Annotated in this window: 9 protein-coding genes; 8 read left to right on the top strand and 1 reads right to left on the bottom strand. The window is 55.5% G+C overall.

From position 1 onward, the window contains the following. Positions 1 to 83 precede the first annotated feature (83 nt). The 7 genes from EU556_RS00365 to EU556_RS00335 all read left to right on the top strand — a co-directional run bounded on the left by EU556_RS00365 (position 84) and on the right by EU556_RS00335 (position 8858). Complete coding sequence (locus EU556_RS00365) at positions 84 to 557, top strand: Imm50 family immunity protein (RefSeq protein WP_135429885.1); 474 nt, start codon at positions 84 to 86, stop codon at positions 555 to 557. 60 nt (positions 558 to 617) lie between these two features. Next, on the top strand, positions 618 to 1340 hold the full coding sequence (locus tag EU556_RS00360; RefSeq protein ID WP_245327342.1) for a GNAT family N-acetyltransferase: 723 nt from the start codon (positions 618 to 620) through the stop codon (positions 1338 to 1340). 279 nt (positions 1341 to 1619) lie between these two features. Further along, positions 1620 to 3488: a tRNA uridine-5-carboxymethylaminomethyl(34) synthesis enzyme MnmG gene (gene mnmG, locus EU556_RS00355; protein WP_135429883.1), complete on the top strand. Its 1869-nt coding sequence runs from the start codon at positions 1620 to 1622 to the stop codon at positions 3486 to 3488. 262 nt (positions 3489 to 3750) lie between these two features. Beyond that, entirely contained in the window at positions 3751 to 4644 is an 894-nt protein-coding gene (locus EU556_RS00350) for a class I SAM-dependent methyltransferase (protein WP_135429881.1), read from the top strand. A gap of 234 nt (positions 4645 to 4878) precedes the next feature. Next, the gene (locus EU556_RS00345) at positions 4879 to 6504 is read left to right on the top strand and encodes an Ig-like domain-containing domain (RefSeq protein WP_135429879.1); all 1626 of its coding nucleotides are present in this window, start codon (positions 4879 to 4881) and stop codon (positions 6502 to 6504) included. 1316 nt (positions 6505 to 7820) lie between these two features. Continuing rightward, on the top strand, positions 7821 to 8312 hold the full coding sequence (locus EU556_RS00340; protein ID WP_135429877.1) for a DUF4385 domain-containing protein: 492 nt from the start codon (positions 7821 to 7823) through the stop codon (positions 8310 to 8312). Positions 8313 to 8366: 54 nt separating this feature from the next. Further along, entirely contained in the window at positions 8367 to 8858 is a 492-nt protein-coding gene (locus tag EU556_RS00335; RefSeq protein WP_245327341.1) for a hypothetical protein, read from the top strand. A 192-nt stretch (positions 8859 to 9050) separates the two neighbouring features. On the opposite strand, the gene EU556_RS00330 is transcribed toward EU556_RS00335, so the two are convergent. Next, complete coding sequence (locus EU556_RS00330) at positions 9051 to 10457, bottom strand: inorganic phosphate transporter (protein ID WP_135429875.1); 1407 nt, start codon at positions 10455 to 10457, stop codon at positions 9051 to 9053. Positions 10458 to 10817: 360 nt separating this feature from the next. Here EU556_RS00330 and EU556_RS00325 point away from each other — a divergent pair, with 360 nt between their 5' ends. Beyond that, on the top strand, positions 10818 to 12335 hold the full coding sequence (locus EU556_RS00325; RefSeq protein WP_135429873.1) for a glycine--tRNA ligase: 1518 nt from the start codon (positions 10818 to 10820) through the stop codon (positions 12333 to 12335). Positions 12336 to 12401 lie beyond the last annotated feature (66 nt).

Here is a 12401-nt window from a genome sequence, read left to right as displayed (position 1 = left end):
AAATACTCACAAAGACGCTCGCCGAAACGCGGGCGTTTTTAGTTTTAGGTGGCCTAGAACTTCAGCTTATTTAAAAGACCGTCATGTCTCGACAAGTTCGACCTGATGATCTTCCACGCTCACCTTTTTACCTCTTGCCAGCAATGGCTAAACCTGAAAATCCTGCGCTGGCTCGGATAGGCAATGCTGAACTTATTCGGCAGCACTTTGGCTACTGGCCTAGCTTTCACGACGCAGAGATTACCAAGGTGATTTTTGAGGCTAACCCAGGCTACTGGCCTTCTGCTACATTCTCACTTAATATCTCGACGAAAAAGACTCACACGTTGGCAGATGCAGGCTCCGAGACGAATACATCCTGCACACTAGAGCTTCTATTCACTGACATTCAGGAATTGGAGTTTGCCGACTTCAGCCACCAAAATGTACTTTATGATTTAGTAATCGAAGAAAGTGCTAGTAATATCAAATGCACGTTTGATTCTTCCGCGGGCTTAGATGCCGTTATAGTTGCCAGAGAAGTTCGCGTGTTAAGTCTGACCTCTTTAGCTCAGTAATACGCGCTTAATATTAACTCTAGGCCACCTTCCTGCTACCTACCATTCACCAACCACCGCATGTCTACTACGCCTTCTTATCTGCCCACAATCAGAGGTGATGTACTAGATTATTACTTGAGTCAGGGCTATTATCGGATGCACCAAGACCTGTTTACGTGCCGGTTTCTGCCCGTGAATGACAATCTGTACACGGTGCATTGGCTGCGCCTAGTGCTGCCCGAGGTGGAGTTTGGCAGTGAGCAGCGCCGCCTGCTGCGCATAAACGAGCGGTTTACGACCACAATTCGGCCATTCCAGCTTACTGCTGAGCTAGAGGCCCTTTACGCCCAGTACCGCAGCTCCATCACCTTCGACGCGCCCGAAACGGTGGAAGCGTTCATGCTGGCCGGTGCCACGCACAATGTGTTTAATTCGGAGGTACTTGAGGTGCGAGACGGCGACCAACTGATTGCGGCCGGTATTTTCGACAGCGGCACCCGCACCATGGCGGGCATCATGAACTTCTATCATCCCAGTTACCGCAAGCATAGCCTGGGCAAGTACCTGATGCTGCTGAAGATCAAGCACGCCCTAGCTAAGCAGAACACCCATTACTACCCTGGCTACTTAGTACATAACTACCCTAAGTTCGACTACAAGCTGTTTCCCTGTGTGGCAGCCACCGAGGTATTCGACTGTACTAGTGGCCTATGGCTACCGTTTTCCTGGGATACCGTAGCAGCTCAATCAGCTCAGATAATAGCAGATCTGCCCAACGAGTATTTCGACGAGTTTGAATAATGCTTCGCCTAGCTTCTCTCGTGAGTAAGCCGGCGGCTGCGTATCTTTGCACACGTTTTGAGCGTGTTGCGTCTGGCTTCTGAACTTGATTTCTTGAAGAAACGTCCGTCTCAACGCGGGCGTTTTCTGTTTACGTGCAGTGCGAAGCTCCAGCTTCGTACTTCATTGAACGACTGAGGCCGCACCTGTTGTTTACCTCGAACGAATTACCGGGAGCTTTCGCTGCCAACCCGTTCACCGAAACGCGAAGCTGGAGCTTCGCGCTACTGTTACCCTGCCATGTTTCAGCAAGAAGAGTACGACGTTATTGTAGTAGGAGCCGGCCACGCCGGATGTGAGGCGGCCGCCGCGGCTGCCAACATGGGCTCGAAGGTCCTGCTCGTGACGATGAACATGAACACCATCGCGCAGATGTCGTGCAACCCAGCCATGGGCGGGGTAGCCAAAGGGCAGATTGTGCGCGAGGTTGACGCGCTGGGCGGACAGTCGGGCATCATCACCGACAAAACCATGATTCAGTTCCGGATGCTGAACCGCTCGAAAGGCCCCGCCATGTGGAGCCCACGCGCGCAAAGTGATAGGATGCGCTTTGCTGAGGAGTGGCGCCTGACCCTGGAGCAAACCCCGAACGTGGACTTCTGGCAGGAGGCCGTGACTGGCCTAGTGGTAGAAAACGACACGGTAGTAGGCGTGAAAACCCAGCTCGGCATTGAGTTCCGGGGCAAGTCGGTGGTCCTGACCAACGGCACCTTCCTGAACGGGCTTATCCACATTGGTGAGAAGCAGTTTGGCGGTGGCCGCGCTGCCGAGAGCAAGAGCACCGGCATCACGGAGCAGCTGAAGGAGCTGGGCTTTGAGGCTGGCCGTATGAAAACCGGTACGCCGCCCCGCGTAGATGGCCGCAGCCTCGACTACTCTAAAATGGAAGAGCAGTCGGGCGATGCAGAGCCAAGCAAGTTCTCTTACCTCGACACGCCCACCTTGGCCAAGCAGCGCCCCTGCTACATTACGTACACTAACCCCGAGGTGCACGAAATCCTGAAGGAGGGCTTCGAGAAGTCGCCGATGTTCCAGGGCCGCATTAAGGGTCTGGGGCCGCGCTATTGCCCTTCGGTAGAGGATAAAATCAACCGCTTCGCCGACAAGGACCGCCACCAGATTTTCGTGGAGCCTGAAGGCTGGAGCACGGTGGAGGTGTACGTGAACGGCTTTAGCAGCAGCTTGCCCGAGGACGTGCAGTACCGCGCCCTGCGTAAAATTGCCGGCTTCGAGAATTCGAAAATGTTCCGCCCGGGCTACGCCATTGAGTACGACTTCTTCCCGCCCACCCAGTTGCACCTGACGCTGGAAACCAAGCGCATCAAGAACCTGTACTTCGCGGGCCAGATCAACGGCACCACGGGCTACGAGGAGGCGGCGTGCCAGGGCCTGATGGCCGGCATCAACGCCCACAACCGCGTGCACGGCAAGGAGCCCTTCATCCTGAAGCGGAGCGAGGCCTACATCGGCGTGCTCATCGACGACCTGGTAAACAAAGGCACCGACGAGCCCTACCGCATGTTCACGAGCCGCGCCGAGCACCGCATCCTGCTCCGCCAAGACAACGCCGACCTGCGTCTCACGCCCCTAGGCCACTCTCTGGGCCTGGCTTCGGATGAGCGCATGGAGCGCGTGCGCGAGAAGCAGGAGCAGACCGCCGAAATCGTGAAGCTACTGAAGAACTTCGGTATTGAGCCCGCCGAAATCAACGGTTGGCTGGAGGAAATCGGTTCGGCTACCATTCACGAGAAAACCCGCGCCGTGAACTTGCTGCGCCGCCCCAACGTGGAGCTGCCGGACCTCACGCGCGCCTTGCCTGCCCTTACGCTGGCCCTAGGCCAGTACCGCCCCGATGCCCTGGAGCAGGCCGTAATTCTGGTGAAGTACGAGGCCTACCTGGAGAAGGAACATCAGCAAGCCGCTCGCGTGCAGGAGCTGGAAGACTTCACCATCCGTGGCCGCCTCGACTACCGCGCTATGCCCGCCCTTTCGCACGAAGCCCGCGAGAAACTGCTCAAGATTCAGCCTGAAACCCTAGGCCAGGCCAGCCGCATCAGCGGCGTTTCCCCAGCCGACGTGTCGGTGTTGATGGTGTACCTGGGCCGGTAAGGCAGATCAAGTGAAATAATTAGAACGTCATGTCGAGCTTGTCGAGACATCTCGCGTGCTGACATTGCAGAAGTAATTCAACGATGCGAGCGAGATTCCTCGGCTGCGCTCGGAATGACGTTCTGTTTTCAACAGGCCTACTACAGCTGCCACAGATTCTTACTGGAATTTGTGGCAGCTTCGTTTTGTACCTTCGCATTCGGGGCGGCGTAGTCTAGGCCTACCTGGCTGCTTCACCAATACATTTCATTAGCACAACTCAGTGGTTTACGAACGTCTGGACAAATGCCCGGTGTGTGGCAAGGCGGAGCTTCGCAACAAGCTCGTGGTGGAGGATAAATCGGTCAGCAAGGAAAGCTTCGCGATTCAGCAGTGCGCTGCCTGCTCGTTTCAGTTCACCAACCCGCGCCCCGACGCCGCCCACATTGGCCGGTACTACGAGTCGGAGGAATACGTGTCGCACAACAGTGGGGCAGGGGGGGTTATCAACCAAGCGTATAAAGTAGCCCGCTTCTTTACTATGCGCCGCAAGGTGGCCTTGCTCGACAAGCAAGCACCGCGCAAGGGCCGTCTGCTGGATTATGGTTGCGGCACAGGTCATTTTCTGGCGGCAGCTAAGTCAGCTGGTTGGCAGGTAAGTGGCCTAGAGCCCAACCCACGAGCCCGGGAGGAAGCCAGCCAGCGAGTCGGCCAGCCTATCGGTTCCGACGACCTCACGGCGCTAGAGCCAAGTACCTTCGATGCCATTACGCTCTGGCACGTGCTTGAACACGTTCACACGTTGAACGATACCCTGCAGCAGCTCATCAAACTGTTGAAGCCCGACGGCGTACTGATCATTGCCGTGCCCAATGTAGAGAGCCTCGATGCCCAGCACTACCGCCAAGACTGGGCCGCCTACGATGTGCCGCGCCACCTATACCATTTCAGCGCCAAAACCATGACCCACCTGCTCAAAAAGCACAAAATGGGTGTGCGGGAAGTGCTACCGATGGCCCTCGACGCTTATTATGTGAGCATGCTCAGCGAAAAGCACCGCGCCGAGCGAGGCGGTGGACTGCTTACCGTGCTCAAAGCCGGCTACAAGTCCAATCAGTACGCCGCCCAGCACGAGGGTCAATACTCCAGCCTGATTTACATCGCCACCCGACGCTAAGTGGCCTAGCGGGTGGGGTAGGGGAGGGGTTACCCTTCTGGCATCCATTACATTATCATTCCGAGCAGAGCGCGGAATCTGTGGCAGGCCACTAGGCCAGTAGCTCAGATTCCGCGCTCTGCTCGGAATGACAGTTTTTGGCCGTTGCAGCGTTGTGCATTGTACCTTCGGGCTGCGAATCCGGACTTGCAGCAACAGATTTTAGTCCGCCCTCTTTTCCGCGACTTTTCCTCTATGCTTCTTTCTGCCCGTTTTAGTTGGCTCTATTTTTTACCGGCGCTGGCTGGCCTAGCTGGGTGCGCGGCAGTCAGCTCCCCGGAGGGAGGAATTCGGGATACTACGCCGCCTAAGCTGGTGAGCAGCCTCCCAGAAAACGAAGCCCGTAACGTACGTGGCCAATCTATACGGCTGGTATTCTCCGAGTCTATTCAGGTAAAGGACCTGCAGAAAAACCTGATCATTGCGCCCTACATCGGCGACGATAACAAGTACAAAGTGCGCGAAGACCGCAACGCCGTTACGCTCACCTTCGATAAGCCGTTCAGCCCAAATACCACCTATTCTTTCAACTTCGGCAACGCCATTTCTGACATCACAGAAAGCAACCCGGCCCCCGATGCGCGCGTGAGCTTTAGCACCGGCGCGCAGCTCGACTCGGGCTCCGTGCGCGGCGCTGTTACGGAGCTACTGTCGGGTAAGCCGGCGGCGGAAGCGGTGGTGATGCTGTACCCCGAAACCGATACGGCCAACATCCGGCGGGGGCGGCCTTTCTACTTGGCGCGCACCGATAAGCAAGGCCGGTTTTTCTTGCAGTATCTGAAAGAGGGCCGTTACCAGCTCTATGCTCTGGCCGATAAAAACCAGAGTTTGCGCTACGAGGAAGGCGAGCGAATTGCGTATCTGCCTACGCTGTATACCGTGCGACCCAACTCCGACTCGTTGCAGCTAGTCCTGACGCGTCCCGATAGTCGCCGGCCCACGCTGGTTAGCCAGAAGCCGGGCCCCACATCTTTTGAGGTGAGCTACAACGAGGGCTTATCTGCCGCGGCACTTTCGCCCCTGACTGGCCCTACGCCGCCCGCGCTTACCGAAGCGTTGCAGCTCACGGAGCGGGGCCGCAACGTCTTGCTATACCGCTTCCCCGACCTCGCCGAAGGCCGCTACCTGCTGGCCGCCACCGACAGCGCCGGCAACGTGGGCCGCGACACCGTGAACGTACGTTTCCAAGGAAATCCACCCACTAAACGCCCCGCCGCTTACACCGTTGAAGGCAGCCCGCGCGAAGTGTACCGCCAGGGTCAAGTGAAGTTTAAGTTTACCGAGCCCATCCGACTGGTACCCGGCAAGCCCATTGGTACGCTCGTAGAAGACTCCCTTAAGCGCCGCCCACTGCGGGTGCCCACTGATGCCGCCCTTAGCCCCGACCGTAGCACCCTCACTGTTACCCTGAACACTCAGGCCAAGAAAAACGTGGGGATAATTCTGGACAGCACCGTGGTACAAAGCGTAACTGGGCAGCGCTTAGGCCTAAAGCCCTTGCTGCGCTTGCGCGTAACCGATCAGGCCACTACCGGTACGCTCAGTGGCACCATCACTACCAAATACACCAGCTACCAAGTGCAGCTACTCGATGCTAACAACCAAGTGGTAGCTACGCTGCTTAGCCCCAAGGGCACCTACCGCTTCGATTACCTGGCTCCCGCCACCTACTCCATGCGGGTACTCATTGATACCAACAACGACGGGCGCTGGCAGGGCGGCGACACTCAGCTCCGCGTGCCTCCAGAGCCCGTGTACTTCTTTCCCAAGAGCATTCAGATACGCGCCAACTTTGACATAGTAGAGGCGCTGCGCTTCTAAATGCACTGCGGTTTCCCACGTAATGCCCGGCCTAACAAGCCGGGCATTACTGTTTGTAGCCCATTTGCTAGCGGTGTATCTGTATGGTGCTTTCTCGTCCTCATGACTGAGTATGCTAGACTATTCTAGGCCAGTTGTCCTCTAGGCATGTTGCACCACTATGCGCGTGCACAGGGCTGGCGTAACTAAGCTCTGCTTTTTAGGCCTTGGCTGTCTATAGCTACAAGCAGCGTGCAGCCATCCATACATGCGGAGTCGAGTGCTCTATGGGATGTTAGCTTAACCCGCTTTCTAGGCCACTCGGTTTAACTCCAGACTGCACAAAGCAGGAGCGTGTTGTATGCGTACGGTAGGTGGTACGGGAAAGTACCATTCCTCACTATATAGAGAACTGCTCATTGAGCTATCCACATTCCTTATCTGCATTTCCAGCTTAACTGGGCCGTTTTTGCTGGATTTTCCACTCGCAATCCACATAGTTTTCCACTTCCTTTTTCGTAACGAGCATAATCTGTGGATAATAGTGGGGAAACCTGGGGATAACGCGTGGAGAAGTTGAGCATAAGTTTTTTTGGACGCTATTGGGCCGCTACAGCACAACTTCAGCGTGGATAAGGGTGGATAACTATCCCCTGAAAATTCAACAATCCACACACGGAGTACCCTGTGAATTGTGGATTTGTTGACAAGGTATGAGGATTGTGAAAAACCTACACAACCATTTATTTATCAGATACTTACTATCCACACACCCTGTTGATACACGGTGCATAACTCTGTTCTTGTACACAAGTTATCAGCCGTGTGTATAACCTTCTTTTATTATCCACTTATACACAGCCCCTATGACAGGGATAAAAAAGAGACTTTAAGAAAAAAATATTTTAAAAGTTATTAACCTGTGGAAAAGCAGAACGGGTTTCCGGCTTCTGGGAGAAGTGGCCTAGCCGGTCATGTCGTTTTCAATAAGCAGTCAGCAACTCGTTGAAACCCGAAGTCAGCCTTTTCACTTGATCAGAAGCGTGAGGCGGCTCGGGTAGCTCTTGCCTTGATAGTTCGCCAAGCAAGTGGCCCAGATAAAAGCCTTCTGCTAGGCCACTTCGTCTGAGAGGCAAGTGTGTTCTATTACCTAATGTCTCTTGAGCTACCAGTAATGTGAACTATGTTGTTTATAACTAATGAGTTATTCACAGGATAAGTGGGGTTTATCCACTAGTTAGGGTCTGTTTTCTTCTGCGAAGTACCCCGTAAGCTGAAATGGGCGTATAAAATCACCTTATCCACTGAGTTATCCAGATGACCCTGGCCTAGCACATATGCCGTTCAACTACGACCTCGATTTCCACTCCCTTGATTTTCGGCAGCACCCGGAACTCTACCGCGTAGGGAAAGGCGAGCAGGGGGTACTACTGGTGCAGCCGTATAAAGGCGAGATTCTGCCCCACTGGCGCTTCCGGACTGCTGAGGTGGCACGGGAGTCAAGCGAGACGATTTACGGCTTGTTTGAGGGCTATTTAAAGGCCCACGACTTTATTGGGGCCGACATGGCTCGCAAGTTTCTGCAAATGGGGTTTACGCGGGCCCGCCGCTACGCCAACCACCGCGGCGGTAAGAAGTACGATGGCCCCGTGCCCGACGACAAGAAAGGCCAAAGCGGCGCGCATGGTCGGGAGGAGTTACCCCGTTCCCCCGAAGATCCCGTAAAAGCGGAAGCTGCCGCTATCTTCAAGCGGAAGTGGGACCGAGCCAAGCAACATCCCGAGTACCTGCGCCAGCGGGCCGAGTTTGAAGCGCAATACGGCAAGTGACCCGTGAATACCTACCTTTACTCAATCTTTTTTTGAACCCCCACCCTCACTGATATGGCTATGCAAACGCCCGCCAACCAAGCCTCCGGCACCGAAGAAAACGAAATCACCTTAGGTGTGGGCATGGGCCCGCTTAAGTTCGGAGCCTCCATGGACGAAGTGCGCGCCCTGATGGGCGAGCCGGAAGAAATTGAAGAGTCGGAAGATGACGACGAGTTTGAGCACCAGGCCTGGAACTACCTCGAAGAAGGCTACTCGCTCTACTTCGACCGCGAAGACGACTACCGCCTGAGCTGCATCGAAACCGACCACCCTGGCATTCGGCTGTACGGCGAAGCCATTCATGGCAAGACTCCCGAAGAAATTCAGGAGCTTATGCAGCGCCACGGCCACGAGCAGAGCGAGGTTGAGAAAATGGATACCGGCGAGATGCGCCTCTCCTACGAGAAGGAGATGATTGACATGTACTTCGATGAAGACCAGCTACAGTTTGTGAACTTCGGCGTGTTCATCAACGACGATTTAGAAGTGCAGTGGCCTGCCTAAACTGAGTTATCCACAAAATCACACGTTTTTTGTGTTGATAAGTTGATAAGTATTTGATAAACCGGGCCTTTCTTCAACACGCAACATCTATTTGAGACTTGCTTCCCAAATAGAAGCGCAAAGCAGAAAATAGCCGCATAAAAAAAGCCACCCCAAACCGGGGTGGCTTTTTTTGTGTAATTCCGGGGTGGCCTAGGAAGGCAGGATAGCTCTGAAGAGCAGAAACAGTCCGCCCGCCAGCGCTACTGTAACCGGGAGCGTGAGCACCCAGGCCAGAGCAATGTTGCGCACCATTTGGGGGTTGAGGTTCTTGATACCGCGGTTAGCCACCATAGAACCCGCAATGGCCGATGACAATACGTGCGTGGTGCTGCTAGGCAACCCGTAGGAGGTGGAAGCGCCAATCATGGCGGCCGCAACTAGCTCCGATGAGGCTCCTTGCGCGTAGGTCAGGTGCTCCTTACCGATACGCTCACCAATGGTTTTTACAATGCGCTGCCAGCCAATCATGGTGCCTAGGCCCAGCGAAACCGACACGGCCACCAGCACTTCCCAAGGAGCGTAGTCGGTGAAGCCTTTCATGGTGTCTAGGCCACCTTTCAGCGTATCCCGGTCGTTGGTGCTCAGGCTTACCTTGTCGCTCGACTGGATTTTCTTCGCCTGGTCGTTGAGTAGCAGGATGGCTTTGCGAATCTCGAAGCGGGCATTCTGCGGCAGCTGGCTTACATGGGTTTTACCAGCGAAGATGCTGTCGAGCGAGTTGGTCTGCACTTTGATGTTGGCCACCGACTCGCGGTCTTTCGTGCCCAGCTCGTTAACGTTTACTTTCTGCATCACTTGCTCTACTTTCACCAGCGAGTCCCGCATGTCGAGCGGGTTCTTGCTGTGGTCGAGGGCGAAGTAGGTAGGCACAATGCCAATTAGAATCAGCATCATGAGGCCTACACCCTTCTGCCCGTCGTTGGAGCCGTGGAAATAGCTCACTAGGGTGCAGGTAGCAATCAGAATCAACCGGATCCAGAGGGGTGGGGGCTTGCGCTTGTGGGGCTCCTTGAAGATAGACTTATTCTTCACGAAGCGCTTCAACAGGAACATCATTACGATGGTCAGCGAGAAGCCGAACAAGGGACCAACTAGCAGAGCAATGCCGGTTTCGCCGGCTTTGCCCCAGTTTACCGCGGCATTGTTGGAGTCGGGCAGGAAGCTGTAGGCAATGCCCACACCCAAGATGGACCCAATGAGGGCGTGCGAGCTAGAGGCCGGAATACCGTAGTACCACGTGCCCACGTTCCAGATGATGGCGGCCATGATAAGGGCGCCCACCATGGCAATGCCGTGGTACACGTTTTGGTCTACGAGGCTTTCCACGGGCAGCAGATAGACCACGCCCATAGCCACGGCAATACCGCCCGTCAGAACTCCAATGAAGTTCCAGAATGCCGACCAGACGACGGCCACCCAGGGGCGCAGGGTGTTGGTGTAAATGACGGTGGCCACGGCGTTGGCCGTGTCGTGAAAGCCATTTACGAATTCAAAGGCGCAGGCTGCCACCAAACAGGCAATCAGCAGCAACAGCACATGAGGCTCTAAGCCAAACATAGAGGGGGGATTGGTGAGTATTCAGATTTTGGCAACCAAAGGTAGGGCTGCCGGAAAAGGGCACAAGATTATGAAATTGTTACCGCATCAACTGAACGGGGTGCTATTTGAGGCGCTAAACGTAGGCCAGCCGGGCAGGTTGGCTAGGCCACCCGCAAGTACAGTAAATTCCTAATAAACAGAGGGTGAGTGGCATTTTTGCCCACGTAGCTAGAAGACCGCGCAAGCTTTGGCTACTTTTGCCCGGATGTATTGAGTAAGAAATAGTGAGTATAGAGTATTCACTATTATGCACTGGCTGCAATTAGCGCACCTCCCGCATACTCACTACCCAATACTGCCTACTAACTACTACCCGCAATGAGCAACGAGCAGAAACCCGCCGCCACGGCCGAAAACACCCTGGCCGATATCGTGTCGCACGCTAAAGAATACGGCTTCGTATTCCCTTCTTCGGAAATCTACGACGGCCTGGCCGCCGTGTACGACTACGGCCCCAACGGCGTGGAGCTCAAAAACAACCTGAAGCAGCTCTGGTGGAAGGCCATGACCCAGCTCAACCAAAACGTGGTGGGCATTGATGCGGCCATCTTCATGCACCCGCTCACCTGGAAGGCTTCTGGTCACGTCGATGGTTTCTCTGACCCTATGATTGACAACCTCGACAGCAAGAAGCGTTACCGCGCCGACGTGCTGCTGGAGGAAAAAGCCGCCGAGTACGAAAACGCCGGCGACAAAGACCGGGCCGACGCTTTGCTGGCTGAAATGGGCCGTCTGCTCACGGCTGAGGACTTGGCCGGCGTGAAGCAGCTCATTATCGACGAGAAAATCCTGTGCCCTGTCTCGAAGACTGGCAACTGGACTGACGTGCGCCAGTTCAACCTGATGTTCTCGACGCAGGTGGGCGCTGTGGCCGACGACTCGAGCAAGATTTACCTGCGCCCCGAAACAGCCCAGGGCATCTTCGTGAACTTCCTGAACGTGCAGAAGTCGGCGCGCCAGAAGGTGCCGTTTGGCATTGCCCAGATCGGTAAAGCCTTCCGCAACGAAATTGTAGCCCGCCAGTTCATCTTCCGGATGCGGGAGTTCGAGCAGATGGAAATGCAATTCTTTGTGCGGCCTGGCACTGAAGGCGAGTGGTACCAGACCTGGAAAGAAACGCGCCGCCGCTGGCACGAGGCGCTAGGCCTGCCCGCCGACAAGCTCCGCTTCCACGATCACGACAAGCTAGCCCACTACGCCAAGGCCGCCGTGGACATCGAGTACGAGTTCCCCTTCGGCTTCAAGGAAATCGAGGGCATTCACTCCCGCTCCGACTTCGACTTGATGCAGCACCAGACCCTGAGCCGCAAGAAGCAGCAGTACTTCGACAACGACGTAAACCCCGAAACCGGCAAGCCCTACGGCAACTACGTGCCCTACGTGGTAGAAACCTCAGTGGGTGCCGACCGCCTGTTCCTGGCTACGCTCTGCCAGGCCTACCAGGAGGAGACCATCACGGAGGGCGAAGGCGAGAAGCAGCAAACCAAAACCCGCAAGCTGCTGCGCCTGCACCCGGCCGTAGCGCCCATTAAAGCCGCTATTTTCCCGCTGGTGAAGAAGGACGGCTTACCCGACAAAGCCAATGAAATCTACAACTCCCTGCGCCACGACTTCCGGTTGGTAGTCGAGGAGAAGGACTCTATCGGCACGCGCTACACCCGCCAGGACCTTATCGGCACGCCCTTCTGCATTGCCGTCGACCACCAGACCCTGGAGGATAACACCGTGACCGTGCGCCACCGCGACTCCCGCGAGCAGACCCGCATGCCCATCTCGGAGCTGCGCAGCTACATTGGGGAGGCCGTGAGCCTGTCGCGCATTTTCGAAAAGCTCTAGGCCACTTCCCGGTTATTGCCACTGGCCTAGAACGCAAAAAAGCCCTCGGAGTAATCCGGGGGCTTT

This window comes from Hymenobacter fodinae, from assembly GCF_004745825.1.
In the GTDB taxonomy this organism is placed as follows: Bacteria; Bacteroidota; Bacteroidia; order Cytophagales; family Hymenobacteraceae; genus Hymenobacter; species Hymenobacter fodinae.
Note: the sequence above shows the minus strand (reverse complement) of the source record. Positions and strands in the feature narration are given on the sequence as shown.